Annotated in this window: 12 protein-coding genes; 7 read left to right on the plus strand and 5 right to left on the minus strand. The window is 40.3% G+C overall.

Annotated elements, in window-relative coordinates:
• Positions 1–214: 214 nt before the first annotated feature.
• Both GYM62_RS17970 and GYM62_RS17975 read right to left on the minus strand, forming a co-directional pair.
• Positions 215–562 (minus strand): GxxExxY protein, encoded by a 348-nt coding sequence (locus GYM62_RS17970; RefSeq protein WP_219959488.1) that lies wholly within the window; start codon positions 560–562, stop codon positions 215–217.
• Between the two features lie 339 nt (positions 563–901).
• On the minus strand, positions 902–1,648 hold the full coding sequence (locus GYM62_RS17975; RefSeq protein WP_219957415.1) for a hypothetical protein: 747 nt from the start codon (positions 1,646–1,648) through the stop codon (positions 902–904).
• A 171-nt stretch (positions 1,649–1,819) separates the two neighbouring features.
• Here GYM62_RS17975 and GYM62_RS17980 point away from each other — a divergent pair, with 171 nt between their 5' ends.
• Complete coding sequence (locus tag GYM62_RS17980) at positions 1,820–2,149, plus strand: Rieske (2Fe-2S) protein (RefSeq protein WP_144604292.1); 330 nt, start codon at positions 1,820–1,822, stop codon at positions 2,147–2,149.
• Here GYM62_RS17980 and GYM62_RS17985 read toward each other — a convergent pair.
• A complete protein-coding gene (locus GYM62_RS17985; RefSeq protein ID WP_144604291.1) occupies positions 2,146–4,383 on the minus strand; it encodes a TonB-dependent receptor domain-containing protein in 2,238 nt (745 codons plus the stop codon). The genes GYM62_RS17980 and GYM62_RS17985 overlap by 4 nt on opposite strands.
• A 185-nt stretch (positions 4,384–4,568) precedes the next feature.
• Between GYM62_RS17985 and GYM62_RS17990 the strand changes: the two genes are divergently transcribed.
• The 4 genes from GYM62_RS17990 to GYM62_RS18005 all read left to right on the plus strand — a co-directional run bounded on the left by GYM62_RS17990 (position 4,569) and on the right by GYM62_RS18005 (position 9,888).
• Complete coding sequence (locus tag GYM62_RS17990) at positions 4,569–5,099, plus strand: transposase (protein WP_219957416.1); 531 nt, start codon at positions 4,569–4,571, stop codon at positions 5,097–5,099.
• Positions 5,100–5,498: 399 nt separating this feature from the next.
• Positions 5,499–7,529, plus strand: coding sequence for an alpha-L-fucosidase (locus tag GYM62_RS17995; protein WP_219957417.1), 2,031 nt, complete (start codon positions 5,499–5,501; stop codon positions 7,527–7,529).
• Positions 7,530–7,625: 96 nt separating this feature from the next.
• Positions 7,626–8,186 carry a gluconate 2-dehydrogenase subunit 3 family protein gene (locus GYM62_RS18000; RefSeq protein ID WP_219957418.1) on the plus strand — a complete coding sequence of 187 codons (561 nt, stop codon included), beginning with the start codon at positions 7,626–7,628 and terminating at the stop codon, positions 8,184–8,186.
• Positions 8,179–9,888, plus strand: a complete 1,710-nt coding sequence (locus GYM62_RS18005; RefSeq protein WP_219957419.1) for a GMC oxidoreductase — start codon at positions 8,179–8,181, stop codon at positions 9,886–9,888. Before GYM62_RS18000 ends, GYM62_RS18005 begins: the two co-directional genes overlap by 8 nt.
• Positions 9,889–9,948: 60 nt before the next feature.
• Here GYM62_RS18005 and GYM62_RS18010 read toward each other — a convergent pair whose 3' ends face one another.
• A complete protein-coding gene (locus GYM62_RS18010) occupies positions 9,949–10,623 on the minus strand; it encodes a hypothetical protein (RefSeq protein WP_219957420.1) in 675 nt (224 codons plus the stop codon).
• Positions 10,624–10,681: 58 nt separating this feature from the next.
• Positions 10,682–11,317, minus strand: a complete 636-nt coding sequence (locus tag GYM62_RS18015) for a hypothetical protein (RefSeq protein WP_219957421.1) — start codon at positions 11,315–11,317, stop codon at positions 10,682–10,684.
• Positions 11,318–11,549: 232 nt separating this feature from the next.
• Here GYM62_RS18015 and GYM62_RS18020 point away from each other — a divergent pair, with 232 nt between their 5' ends.
• Together GYM62_RS18020 and GYM62_RS18025 are read left to right on the plus strand one after the other, a co-directional pair.
• Positions 11,550–11,987 (plus strand): outer membrane insertion C- signal, encoded by a 438-nt coding sequence (locus tag GYM62_RS18020; protein ID WP_219957422.1) that lies wholly within the window; start codon positions 11,550–11,552, stop codon positions 11,985–11,987.
• Between the two features lie 303 nt (positions 11,988–12,290).
• Positions 12,291–13,757, plus strand: a complete 1,467-nt coding sequence (locus GYM62_RS18025; protein ID WP_219957423.1) for a glycine--tRNA ligase — start codon at positions 12,291–12,293, stop codon at positions 13,755–13,757.
• Positions 13,758–13,862: the final 105 nt, after the last annotated feature.

The following is a 13,862-nucleotide window of genomic DNA, read 5'->3' on the forward strand; positions in this document are numbered from 1 at the left end:
GGACCATTGAAATCGGCTTCAGGCTTAACTACTTAAATTCCTATTTGAATCATGATTAGCCTCCTATATTATACCAAGACTAGTTTTCAACTTTGATTTTTTTCCCACAGATTACCACAGAAAAAATCACAGATTCACGCAGATTAAAACAAAGTTTAAGAATAGGATCAGTGGGCATCTGTGTCAGAAATCTGAGAAAATCTGTGGGAAATAATTAAAGATTGCCATTGATTTTCCTATGAATCTCTTTATCAATTTGAAGTGTATTAAAATTAACCAATAGGCCCACTTTAATACCTGAGAGCCTCAAGTAAGTAAGGATTTGTTTATGGTGAACTTCATGAAGGTTTTCCAGGGGTTTTATTTCTACAATTACTTTTTTTTCGACTAGTAAATCAATTCGGTATCCAACTTCCAGCTTGAGTTCTTCATATACCATCGGAAGCCCCACTTGATGCTCCACATTTAATCCGGACTTCACCAACTCATACCCCAAAGCAGCCTCATAGCTGGATTCTAGTAGACCTGGTCCCAGAGTATTGTAGACTTTAACCCGAAATATGCATTAGACTTCTTATTACGAGTCCAAACCGCTTCAAAATCAATCGCTTTGCTGCATTTAGCTCAATCACCGTAGCGTTGCTATGCTTCATTCGCCAAATGCTTGATTTTATTGCTGTTTGATCTCTCACTACAGATTCTAATGCATAATGCGGGTTTAAAAATCGCACCCCTGACGATAAAAGTTATCTCATTTTCATGCATAAGATTAAAAATTAGCTAATCAAAAAACTAATTCCTTTGGCTTAACAATTAAGGGAAACCAAAGCTGAATAACCTGAAAAAAGGTATTTATTTCAGGTTGATGGATTTTCAGCTTTCAGAATTAATATTTCAGACTTTACATCTTTGGTCCTGGATATCCGATCGCATAGGGAGTCCAAATTTCATAGATTGGACTGCCGGTAGAACTAAGTCCACTGTGATGCCACTCTCCATCGATCATTTCATAATCGAAGCTTAGGCTTGCTCCAACCCTGGAGTCATCTCTGGAAAAAAACGTAATATTTTCAGTGTATTTCCCGTCTTTGGCTGTATATGTTCCGCCTCCGGAACCAGAGAATTCCTTTGTTTCTGAATTAAATGCGACCCACTGAAATCTGCCGCCAGAGAGTATTTTGATGGTTCTTCTAGCTCCAGGAGTATTTCTGGAGATTTCTTCTCCTCTTTTTCTTCCTGTGATTACCCAGTTTCCGGTGAGATCATCTTCCGAATCGGACACTCGTTCCCAGATTTCAACCAACATGTTTCCATTGATTTCTGAACTGATCACAATTTTTCCATCCACCCAATCCAGTTTATACTTATTGACTGTTCCGACTTGAAATGGATCTAGTGTAAAAAAATCCAGAATTTCTACATAACTGCCGCCATTTAGCTCAAAAGGCCCTCCCCCGGCACCTAGAAAATGATTATCTGAAATTTTCTTGGCACCAAAGGCAAAGTAATCGTCCTGATAAATTTTGATGTATTCTACATCTTCAACAGGCTGACCATTTTGATGGGTCATTTTCCAAGCTCCTTCAATAGATTGAGCATAGCCCATTCCGAAAAGCATAAGCAGGGGTAAAAAGAGAAACTTTTTCATAGGGTTTATAATTTTAGCCAAACTGTTTAGAGCTGTATTTCAGCTTTAAAACATACGTTATACTTCTAAATTTGATTAGTTCTTTCACTTAAATTCCAAAACAATTCAATAAAAACCAATCTTTACTTTTTGATTGGTAAAAAGGAGCCATTTTAGGCATAAACAATTTCTATGAAGGACTATACAGTAGGAAACTCTCAAGATCAGGTGCTGTCACTTTTTCCGGAGCGAGTCATAAAGAGGGTTGCTTTGGGTGAAAAAATTCTTGGTGTTATGCGCCTAGGCCAAGAGTTTTATGCTTTTGAAAACTCTTGTCCTCATAGAGGAGCCTCCCTGCTTCAGGCGAATATTAATGGTCAGGGTGAGATTATCTGCCCCTTACACCAATACAGATTTGATTTGAAGACCGGACAGGTAAAAGCAGGATACTGCCGAGATTTGGAAGTATTCCCTGCAATATTGACCGAAGGTGGCTTGAAAATTACAGTTCCTGACTCCTAATAACGGAAAGAGGCTTTAAGTCCACCGTAATAATTTCTTGTGGGAGCGGGTTGGTAGAATCTTCCTCCAAAAGGATTGAGGTCATTTCCCAAAGAGTAACTTTCATTCAAAAGATTATCTACCCCGGCATACAATTCAATCACGGTTCTTTTTCCCAAATTTTGAATAATTCCCAACCTTGTATTGACCAAGTTGTAGGCATCTTGATAAACGGTATTAGCGTCATTGAGTGGGATTTCGTCAGTAAACTGATGGGTAAAATTCAAGTAAAAGCCTCCTGCAAACCGAAAATCCAATTTGCTGACCAGATTATTTGGTGCAACTCCTGTCAGGTCATTTCCTGAAAAGTCATTTCCTCTTTGCTCATAATCTTTGAACTGAAAGTAATGACCAGTGAAGGCTGTTCCTGCTTTAAAGTTTCTAATAAAGCCCACTGCTTGTTGAATAAATACATAATCGATAGCTGCTTCAATTCCTTTTTGGTCAGTCGAGCCGGAATTTCTGAAAAGTACTACACCCTGTTCATTGGTGAAAGTTGTGATAGTTTCATTGAGCCTGAAATAAAAGGCTGTCACATCTACATTCAGGCGATTTTTGCCCATTCTATATCCCAACTCATAATTGACTCCTCTTTCAGCTTCCAAATCTAAATTCAAGCTGCCTTCATTAGTCCTTACCTCGTCTATAGTTGGAGGAGAAAATCCACTGCTGATACTACCAAAAATGGAGGAATAGGTGTTGAGAGAATAGTTGGCTGCTATTCTGGGTATCAAAATAGGGTCAAAAGTCCGGGTTTGTAAGCCCGTCGGTCCACCGGAAGCATTGATTTGTCTGTCTATTTCGAAAGAGGAAAAATTTTGGCTAAGACCGAGAGTCAGCAAGATTTTTTCTGTAGGCTCCCACTCGGCTTGCTGGAATAGAAAGCCTTGGGTGGCCTTGAGTTTGTCCGCAAAGCGCACTGTATCAGCTAGGCCATTTCTGTTTCCAAAATTCTGGGCATCTGTCAAAGCTGTTTGATATTCTCCACCAGCTATTATTCTGAATGGCTTTCCTGCCAAGTTCCAGTCAAAGGTAAACCTCGACCTACCTCCATATCCGAAGCCCAGCTCTTTTTTATAATCCAGAATAAAGGGATTTTCAAAATCGTTAGTAGTGAGATAAAGGGTAGTATTATTCTGGGCCTTTTCAGAAAATCTATATAAATGACCCAATGAGGCAAACACTGACTTCTGGGCAATAGAGCTATTTTGGTTGACAGAACCCGGTCTTGCTTGTCTAGGGTCCTCGGCTAGTTGCTGTGCATTTAATGCCCCGGGGATTTGATAATCCAAATCAGAAACCAATAATTGAGTTCTTAGCTCCTGCTTTTGGGAAACAGGCATAAATCCTCCCAGCTGAAAAACGGTTCGGTCCATAGCAGAGTGTTCTCTATACCCATCTAGTTTTTGCTTCACCAAGGAAGCTTCAAAGCCTCCCTTTCCCACTTGTTGAGAAATCGCAATCCTGCTTCTATTTAATCCAAAAGATCCTCCGCCATATTCTGCTGAAACCAATCCTCCTTTGGGATCAGCAGGGCTTTTAAGGTTGATTACTCCTCCGTTTCCCGCACCGTAAATACTTCCGGAAGGACCTTTGATCACTTCTGCGGTTCGGATATTACTGAGGTCTAACAAATTCAAAGCGGTAGTTCCGTCAGGGGCCGTGAAAGGAACGTCATTCCAATAGATTTTAACATTTCGAACACCAAAAGGAGCTCTGAGAGAACTTCCCCGAATCGACACCCTGTATGAAGCAAGTGCACGTTCTTCAATTCGGACTCCCGGTTTGGTATTAAAGGAATTGACAATGGAGGTCTCATTAAAGCGGCTAAAGTCCTGTTCCCCTACCAAACTGATTGCAGCTGACTGTTTCAAAAGCGGTCTTTCTGTTTCAAAAGCCGTAACAGTAAAATCCGACAAAGAATAGGACAAAGATTTGAGGCGTAGAATATAAGATCCAGGCTCAAAATTTCCTTGGATGGTTTCATAGCCTTCTAAGAAAAATATGGCGGATATTGGCTCAGAGAAAGGAATCTGGACTTTTCCTTCTTGATCAGAAAAAAAGCTCTTATCGTTTACTCTAATGAGTACCTTCTCTAAGGGTTTCTGAGTATCTGCATCCTGAATAGTAAATTGAGTTTGGGCTATCGAGAAACTGGCGCTAAGGGCGATAAGTAGGGTGAAAAGAATTTTCATATTCGAAAATACAAGTATTAAGACAGATTGGTTCAGGGTTTTGTATAAAGTCCACTGAGAATAAGCCAAGTAATCAGATTTTGTTTTTCAATGCTCTCAAAAATCTTCGGCTCTTCGGTTCTTCGGAATTTGTAATTCCGAAGTCCTATCGTAGGATTTTTAATCCGAAAGATTTAATTTTTGTTATGGCTTTTTCATATCAAATTCAGGATCAGGGGGCAGTTCATTTTGTAACTTTTACTGTGCATCAGTGGGTTGATGTATTTACCCGTGATATCTATAGAGAAAAAATCGTGGAGAGTTTAAGGTATTGTCAAATTTATAAAGGATTAGAAATTTTTAGCTGGGTTTTGATGACAAATCATTGCCACTTGATTTTAAGAGCCAAAGAAGAAAATCTAAGTGATATCATAAGGGATTTTAAAAAGTTTACTGCTAAAAGTCTTTTTTCTCTAATCAAAGAAAATCCCCTTGAAAGCAGGCGGGAATGGCTCAGTAAAATGCTTAGTATAGAGAATAGAATTTGGTTTTGGGAGGAAGGATATCATGGTGAGGAAATTTATTCTAGAGAATTTTTTGCTCAAAAATCAAATTATATCCATTTAAATCCTGTAAGAGCTGGGTTTGTAGAAAAAGAGGAGGAATACCTTTGGAGTAGTGCCGCAGATTTTTACGGTATTAGAAAAGGTAAACTAGAATTAGAGGTGTTTGGATAGTAAAAAAGCGGATTATAAATCCTACAAAACTGCCTCGGAATTGCAAATTCCGAGGAACATGGTGAAAAGAATTTTCAATCCGAAAGATTTAATTTTTGTTATGGCTTTTTCATCTGTTTATAATTTGTTTTTCAGTGGTCAGATGGAATGCCCAGGATAATCATACCCTCCCGATCCGCCGCGGCGGACGGGACAAGTTGTGTGAGATTTTTCCTCATGGGCATTTCATATCAAATTCTGGATCAGGGGGCAGTTCATTTTGTAACTTTTACTGTGCATCAGTGGGTTGATGATTTTACCCGTGACATTGATAGAGAAAGATTTACGAAAGGGCAGCCTTTAAGTTCCTTCTTTCCTTTTCTTTAAAAAATATGTAGTATTCCATATTAAATAGCCTTTATGAGAAATCTACTTCCTATTGCTTTCTTGCTGATTTTTAGCTTTTGCCAGCAAAAAGTATCCCCTCCGGAACCCGTCTATCCTATTCCCGATGAACGGCAAATCGTCTGGCAAGAAATGGGGTATTATGGATTTATTCATTTCAATATGAATACTTTTTCGGACAGGGAATGGGGGTTTGGTGACGAGTCTCCTGAGCAGTTTAATCCGACCGAGTTGGACGCCCGACAATGGGCAAGAATAGCAAAAAAGGCAGGGATGAAGGGCCTTATTATTACGGCTAAACATCACGATGGATTTTGCCTTTGGCCATCCGCTTACACAGAGCATTCAGTTAAAAATAGTCCCTGGCGTGAAGGGAAAGGAGATTTGATTCAGGAATTTGTGGATGCCTGTCGGGAATATGGTTTGGAAGTAGGGATTTATTATTCCCCTTGGGATAGAAATCACCCAGATTATGGAAAACCTGAGTACATCACCTATATGCGCAATCAGCTCACCGAACTATTGAGGAATTATGGGGATATTTTTGAGGTGTGGTTTGATGGTGCCAATGGTGGGGATGGTTGGTATGGAGGCGCCAATGAAACCCGGAAGGTAGATAAATTGACCTATTATGACTGGGAAAATACACATGAGTTGGTTAGAAAACTTCAACCCAATGCGGTGCTTTTTAGTGATGCCGGTCCTGATATTCGATGGGTTGGAAATGAGCATGGCTTTGCTTACGAAACTACTTGGTCAAATCTCTACCGTGATTCGGTATATGCAGGGATGCCGGAGTATTCCGAAAAATGGGCAGCTGGACAAGAAAATGGAACGCAATGGGTTCCTGCAGAATCAGATGTCAGCATTCGGCCGGGTTGGTACTATCATGCCTATGAGGATCATAAGGTCAAAACCTTGCCGGAACTGATGGAGATTTATTACAAAAGCATTGGCCGAAACTCTTCTCTATTAATCAATTTTCCTGTGGATAGAAGGGGTTTGATACACGAAAATGACGAGGAGGCTATTTTGCGATTTGCTGAAAAAATCCGGGAAGATTTTAAAAGAAATTTGGCTTTAGGGGCTAGCGTCACTGGAAGTGCAGAACGGGGAGATGGCTTCGAAGCTAGTTTGGCTGCTGATGGAGATTATTCCACCTATTGGACTGTTCCAGATGGGCAGATTCAGGCAGATTTAGAGCTGGAATTTAATGATGAAACTACATTCAACCGTCTCCTGATTCAGGAATATACGCCATTGGGACAGCGCGTAAAATCTTTTGTGTTAGAAAAGGAAGTGAATGGAGTTTGGGAAATTATAGCGGATGGAACTACAGTGGGCTATAAGCGCATACTTCGTTTTGAAGACCAAACAGCCGAGAAAATCCGAGTGCGATTTACTGATGGAAAAGATATCCCGGTGATATCCGAAGTTAAGATTTATCATGCTCCCAAATTGTTGGAAGCTCCCAAAATCCAACGAGAAAAGTCAGGAATGGTCACCCTGATTTCACCAGATCAAGGGCTCGATTTATTGTATTCTGTGGATGGTTCGGAACCGAGTACTACCTATAATCAACCTTTTCTGGTAGAAAATGCAATTACGCTAACAGTTCGGTCTTATGATCCGACAACAGAAGAATCAAGCGAAGTGTTAACAGAAAATCTGGGCCCCTCAAAGGCTTTGTGGAAGGCGGATCAGGAAGAAGGAATTGATGAAAAGGCTTCAACATTTGTGACCTTGGATCAAAATGTATTCAGCGTGGATTTGGGAGAGGTAAAAGCAATTAAAGGCTTCAGTTATTTGCCAATGCAGGCCAGATATCCCAGCGGTCATATTACCAACTTTTCTTTTTCAATCAGTGCTGATGGGAAAAATTGGAAAGAAGTCAGCTCCGGAGAATTTTCCAATGTCGTCAATAGTCCAGTTGAACAGCTCAAAAGGTTCAATCCAGTTAACGCCAGGTATATTCAACTAAAAGCCTTGAAAACGGCAGATGGTAAGGCTGCGACTCTTGCGGAGTTGGGCATTTTAACCCGCTGATCAAAAAGGAATTCCAGTATCCTATCTTATCTGGGATATTGGATGAAAATTCCCTACTTTCTGCTTCGATTAGCATAAAACCCAAAATTTAAACCTATGAATAGACGTCATGCTTTGCGGCATATTGCGCTGATTTCAGGCGGGCTGGCTTTGATCCCTTCCTGTGATTTCAGTAGTGACGATATCTTGGCCGCCTATCAAAAACTGAAAGTGAAGAGTTCTGAAAAAGAACTTCTAGGTGCCATTTCCAATACTATAATTCCGGCAGGTGAAATCAAAGGAGCACTTGAATTGGCTGTTCCCGATTTCATTTTAGTCATGGTCAATGATTGTATGGAGGAAGAGTCTCAGTCCAGATTTATGAAAGGATTAAGAGCGTTTCCTGAATTTACAGGAAAGGAATTTGATCAACTTTCTCCCAAAGAAAAAGAAGCCAAGGTCAAAGAAGGCTTGATGCTAGAGGGCGACGACACCGAGGAAGGAAAAGTGAAACAAGATATTCAGTATTTTCTCAATACAACCAAGCGCCTGACCATACAAGGGTACATGGCATCCGAATACATTCAAACAGAAATCATCCCTTATTCTCTGATTCCCGGAGAGTACAATGGAGCCGTGCTAATTTCTGATTTTCAAAAACCAAGAATCAATGGCTAATCTGAATATTAAAAGCAAGCAGGAAAGAACCTATCAAGCCATTGTAATCGGCTCGGGTATCAGTGGAGGCTGGGCTGCTAAGGAACTATGTGATTTAGGCGTGAAGACTTTGATGCTGGAGCGTGGTAGAAATGTGGAGCATATCAAGGATTACCCCACTACCAACATGCTTCCATATGAATTTGAGCATAGGGGGCAGGTTCCTGAGGATATCAAAAAAGAAAATCCCGTGGTCAGCAGATGTTATGCATTCCGGGAAGACGCCATGCATTTTTTCGTAAAGGACACGGAGCACCCTTATGTACAGGAAAAGCCTTTTGATTGGATTCGTGGCTATCAGGTGGGAGGGAAATCATTGCTTTGGGCTAGGCAAGTGCAGCGCTGGTCAGATTTTGATTTTGAAGGTCCTGCAAGGGATGGTTTTGCGGTGGACTGGCCAATTCGCTATAAGGATCTAGCGCCATGGTATAGCCATGTGGAAAAGTTTGCCGGGGTTTCTGGAAATAGAGATGGACTGGATACCTTGCCTGATGGGGAATTTTTGCCAGGCTATGAGTTGAATGTGATGGAGAAATATTTTCAGGAGCAACTCAAAAAGCATTATGGAGGAGATCGACATATGATTTCCGCCCGTTGTGCGCATATTCATGGAAATGCAGATTTCTTTGCGCAGCAGGGAAGAGCTCTGTGTCAAAACAGGAATCTCTGTCAACGTGGCTGCCCATTTGGAGGGTATTTCAGCTCCAATTCATCCACGATTCCTTGGGCTTTGAAAACAGGAAACCTGACTTTAAGACCAGACGCTGTGGTTCATTCTATCATTTATGATGAAGAAAAGGGGAAAGCAAGTGGGGTTCGAATTATTGACCGACTGACCAAAGAAATGGAAGAATTCTACGCGGATGTGATTTTCCTAAATGCCGCAGCACTGAATTCCAATTTGATCCTGATGAATTCCACTTCCAGCCGATTCCCAAATGGTTTGGGTAATGACAATGGACTCTTGGGCAAATATGTAGCTTTCCACAACTATAGAGCAGGAGTGTCTGGGGAATTCGAAGGCTTGGAGGAGTATACTACCACAGGAGGAAGACCTACTAGTGGCTATTTTCCAAGGTTTAGGAATGTCTATAAGCAGGAAACAGACTTTTTGCGGGGATATGCAGCAGGCTTTTCTGCCGGACGTGGAGTACGCCCCAATACAGAAGGTTTGGGAATGGATTTGAAAAACAGTCTTCTCAATCCAGACCAATATGGCCCATGGTATGTAGGATCCCATATGATGGGTGAGACCATTCCTAAAGAAAGCAACTATGTGGCTTTGGACCCGAATCTGAAGGATGAGTGGGGCATGCCCCAGTTGAAAATCTCAGTGGAATACGATGATAACGATGAAAAAATGGTCAAAGATTATCTGGAGCAAATGACGGAGATGTTTGAGAAAGCCGGGGTAACTAATATCCGCACTAGGGATGACCATAGGGCTCCAGGCTTGGACATCCATGAAATGGGTGGTGTAAGAATGGGTAAAGACCCCAAAACCTCCCTTCTCAATGCCCATCATCAGCTGCATGCAGTTCCCAATGTCTATGTGACAGATGGAGCCTCTATGACTTCAACATCCACACAAAATCCATCATTGACTTACATGGCCTTTGCGGCGAGAGCAGCGCATCATGCTGTGGCTGAAAGTAAGAAATAAGTCAGAAAGCTAAAGTGAGAAATCTGAAAATCCCAAGTCGTTAGGCTTGGGATTTTTGTTTCAAAATAGAAGGTTGAACCCAAGCCTTATGTTATCTGCGAAAGCAAAATTCCATGATTTGGACTTGGGGTCCATCCCATAATTATAACCATTGAGAACACTAGAAAAGGATAATATTGGAATATTAAGCTCTACTCCTAGCTTAGGAAATATTTGATAGTTAACTCCAAGGCCAGTCTGAGCAGTATAAGTATGGGGTAAAATGTTAGCTTCTTGCGAACTACTATTATTAATTTTTTGCCTGGTAGAACCCCAATTATGTTTTGCACTTAATTCGGCAAACAAGGAAAATTTATCAGTCCAAACCCAGTATTTTCTCATGAAGACTCCGAGACTAGCTGTATTTGTTTTCCCAACTGATTCTTCGACTACTGAAGACGGAGAGTATTTGATCAATCCCTTGCCAAAACCTATTCCTCCAGAAAGTCCAATGGCCCAAAGATCCGACACAAAATACCCTAGCGTTGGATTTATTTCAAATGAAGTTTCTCTTACGAAAATTGGATAAATTATAGTCGAGTTTGAACCTGCAATCTGATTGTTATCATACCTCAATTTTTCATTTGTCAAATCAAGAGATCCAATTACCAAAAATTTACCTTTATCAAATTGAGCAAAGCTTAAAGTTTGAAAGGTAAATAAGCTAATAATGAAAAGAAAAAGAACTTTTTTCATAATGAGTTGATTGGTATCCAAGATTGATTTAGAGCTGGATTAAAGCCTTAATTCTTCTTTATTTTTTATTTAAAAAAAAGTTAATTCCCAAGAAAATAGAACTTGTATTTAAATCGAAGCTAAAGATATTAGAGTTAGTAGAGGAATTATTCTGTACGCTCTCTTCTATTTGATAGACATAGGATAAGGGTTGAGCAGATAATTCAATTCCCAACCATTTTTTTGGAAAATAAGTAAGACCAACATCGATATGAGTAAAGAAATTTCTGCCTTTAGAAAATAACTCTAAGACACCTGCTGTATTTTGATCTCTCTTTGACCTTGAGTTTCCATAAGCTGCATTCAGCCCTCCGAAGAATGCCAATTTTTCTTCAATTGGAAAATATCTTCTGACAAATGGTCCGATCAGAACTCGATTAGATTGGCTTTGTATTTCTCTACCTGAGTTAAAAGAATCCTTGATCCTGGAGGAACTCAGGTTTGTTTGAACTCCTAGTAGCCAGTTATCGGAAATAAAGAGACCTGTAGAAGGTCTAAAAGAGAAATTATTTGATTTTAATGTAGCATTGTTATTTTCTATTGTCTGACTAGAGATATTGAGTTGCCCGCTTAAAAAAACAGAACCTTTTTCTGTTTGGGCAATTGTATTGAAGTAGCTGAAAAATAAGGAAAAGAATAGAAATAGTTTTTTCATGATAGGATAGAGTTAAATTCTTGGGTGAAAAAACGTATTATGAAAAACTCTGGTTGTATTTCAACTAAAAAACTACTATGGACCTAGGTAGCCATATGAAAACCAGTTGTAAAAAGTAAATATTCCAATTTGATGCTTTCAGTTGTCGATTGAAATTTTTACGGCAAGCTTCAAACTTTGTAATTGGCTTGGAGTTTGCCCAAGGTTCAGTATATACCAACATTTATTTACTATGAAAAAAATAACAGTACTATGCCTATTCTTTTTTGGCATGATATCCATGGCTAAAGCACAGGTAAGTGTCGGGATAAATATCCAAAACTCACGAAATTTTATCACAGTTGGCACGGACACAGACAAGGAGTTATTTGGGGAAGCTCGCCTCGGTTTGGGGAGAAGAACCGGTTTGGAATTGATGGGAGGGTATAATTTTGTCAGAAAATCAGATGTCAATGTGTACGTTGGCGCCGCTTTGGGGCTTTTTGACCACTACCACCCCAGAAGAGACAGATATTATGATGACACTTATCTAGCTATTCCTTTTGGGGTGTTTTTGAAACCATTCAATGATAAAAAGTTTGGTTTCGTGATTGAAGCCGCCCCTGTTTTCTACGGAGAGTACGGAAGCTACCTTCGTGGCGGAGTAGGGTTCAAGTATACCATCAGGTAGAATTTGAAAAAGAAAATTAGGCTATAATCTCAGAGGTTATAGCCTTTTTTGGTTAAGATGGATTTGTTTATTCTAGAAATTAAAAACACGCCTTAATTGTAGCATGAAGGATTGAAATCCGGAGGCTTCGCTTGCCAGCCGAGGCTGGGTCTTCGGTCTCCCATCTTCAATTCTTTTACTTAAAACTAAACTACCGAAGTATTCTCTTCTAACCTGAAAGAGATCACGGTTCTTCATGCTGAAAGAGATTCATATTACTCATTTAATAGCTGAAATTAATTTGTTTCCTTAATTTTGCGCCCTATGGCAAAGACAGCGACACCGGCGGAAAACGCCCAATTGAAAGATATTATTTCCCATGCTAAAGAGTATGGTTTTGTATACCCTAGTTCTGAAATCTACGATGGCTTGCAAGCTGTCTATGATTACGGGGCTTACGGAGTGGAATTGAAGAATAATCTCAAGCGCCTCTGGTGGGAAACTATGACGCGAGTGCATGAGAATATAGTGGGTATTGATGCGGCCATTTTTATGCATCCTACCACTTGGAAAGCCTCCGGTCACGTGGATTCCTTCAATGATCCCATGATTGATAATAAGGACAGCAAAAAAAGATACCGTGCGGATGTCTTGGTAGAGGAGCATGCTGCTAAAATGGAGAATGAGGGAAAAGTTGAAGAAGCGAGGCAACTCACAGCTGCTCTAGCTCGCTTGCTGGAAGCAGAGGACTTGGCCGGTGTGCGTGACTTGATCGTGAATACGGGTATAACTTGTCCTATTAGTGGTACTACCAACTGGACGGATGTACGTCAGTTCAACTTAATGTTTTCTACGCAAGTGGGTTCTGTGGCTGAAGATGCTTCTACCATTTACCTGCGTCCGGAAACAGCTCAGGGGATTTTCGTGAATTTCTTGAATGTTCAGAAGACTGCAAGGATGAAGGTTCCTTTCGGGATTGCACAGATAGGAAAGGCTTTCCGAAATGAGATTGTAGCACGTCAGTTTATTTTCCGAATGCGTGAGTTTGAGCAGATGGAAATGCAATTTTTCGTTCGCCCTGGTACCGAATTGGATTGGTATAAGCAGTGGTCAGAAACTCGAATGAACTGGCACCTGGCCTTGGGTACTCCTGCGGAAAAGCTCAGAAAGCATGACCATGAGAAATTGGCGCATTATGCTAATGCGGCCATGGATATAGAATATGAATTCCCTTTTGGGTTCAAAGAAGTGGAAGGGATACATTCCAGAACTGATTTTGATTTGAAATCCCATCAAGAATTCTCCAAGAAGAAGCAGCAATATTTTGATCCTGAAGTCAATCAAAATTACATTCCTTATGTCATAGAAACTTCGATTGGGGCAGATCGCTTATTCTTGTTGACTTTGTGCAATGCGTATACAGAAGAGAAGTCTGAGGAGAAAAGCAGAACCTATTTGAAGTTCCATCCTGCCATTGCTCCTGTGAAAGCAGCGATTTTACCTTTGACCAAAAAGGATGGCTTGCCTGAAAAAGCACAAGAAATCGTGGATTTATTGAAATACGATTTCAATATTATCTATGAAGACGCTGCTTCCATCGGGAAACGTTATGCAAGGCAGGACTTAATTGGTACACCTTTCTGTATTGCAGTTGATCATCAGACTTTAGAGGATAATACAGTTACTATCCGTCATCGAGATACCACTGAACAGGAGCGTGTAACGATCTCAGAACTTCATGGTAGAATCGCCGAAGCTACGAGTTTTAGAAGAATATTTGAGAAGATATAATGTTGAGTGCTTGATGCCCGATGATTGATGAAAAAAGCCTTGAGATTAAATTTTTCAAGGCTTTTATGTTTAGTCAAATTTTATACTAACAATCTGACTAGATTT

It is taken from the genome of Algoriphagus sp. NBT04N3 (assembly GCF_019443765.1).
GTDB classification, from domain to species: domain Bacteria; phylum Bacteroidota; class Bacteroidia; order Cytophagales; family Cyclobacteriaceae; genus Algoriphagus; species Algoriphagus ornithinivorans.

Excerpts from the sequence above, each read along its gene's own strand:
- GYM62_RS17975 (WP_219957415.1), bottom strand. The coding sequence starts at position 1,648 with ATGAAAAAGTTTCTCTTTTTACCCCTGCTTATGCTTTTCGGAATGGGC.
- GYM62_RS17980 (WP_144604292.1), top strand. The coding sequence starts at position 1,820 with ATGAAGGACTATACAGTAGGAAACTCTCAAGATCAGGTGCTGTCACTT.
- GYM62_RS17985 (WP_144604291.1), bottom strand. The coding sequence starts at position 4,383 with ATGAAAATTCTTTTCACCCTACTTATCGCCCTTAGCGCCAGTTTCTCG.
- GYM62_RS17990 (WP_219957416.1), top strand. The coding sequence starts at position 4,569 with ATGGCTTTTTCATATCAAATTCAGGATCAGGGGGCAGTTCATTTTGTA.
- GYM62_RS17995 (WP_219957417.1), top strand. The coding sequence starts at position 5,499 with ATGAGAAATCTACTTCCTATTGCTTTCTTGCTGATTTTTAGCTTTTGC.
- GYM62_RS18000 (WP_219957418.1), top strand. The coding sequence starts at position 7,626 with ATGAATAGACGTCATGCTTTGCGGCATATTGCGCTGATTTCAGGCGGG.
- GYM62_RS18005 (WP_219957419.1), top strand. The coding sequence starts at position 8,179 with ATGGCTAATCTGAATATTAAAAGCAAGCAGGAAAGAACCTATCAAGCC.
- GYM62_RS18010 (WP_219957420.1), bottom strand. The coding sequence starts at position 10,623 with ATGAAAAAAGTTCTTTTTCTTTTCATTATTAGCTTATTTACCTTTCAA.
- GYM62_RS18015 (WP_219957421.1), bottom strand. The coding sequence starts at position 11,317 with ATGAAAAAACTATTTCTATTCTTTTCCTTATTTTTCAGCTACTTCAAT.
- GYM62_RS18020 (WP_219957422.1), top strand. The coding sequence starts at position 11,550 with ATGAAAAAAATAACAGTACTATGCCTATTCTTTTTTGGCATGATATCC.
- GYM62_RS18025 (WP_219957423.1), top strand. The coding sequence starts at position 12,291 with ATGGCAAAGACAGCGACACCGGCGGAAAACGCCCAATTGAAAGATATT.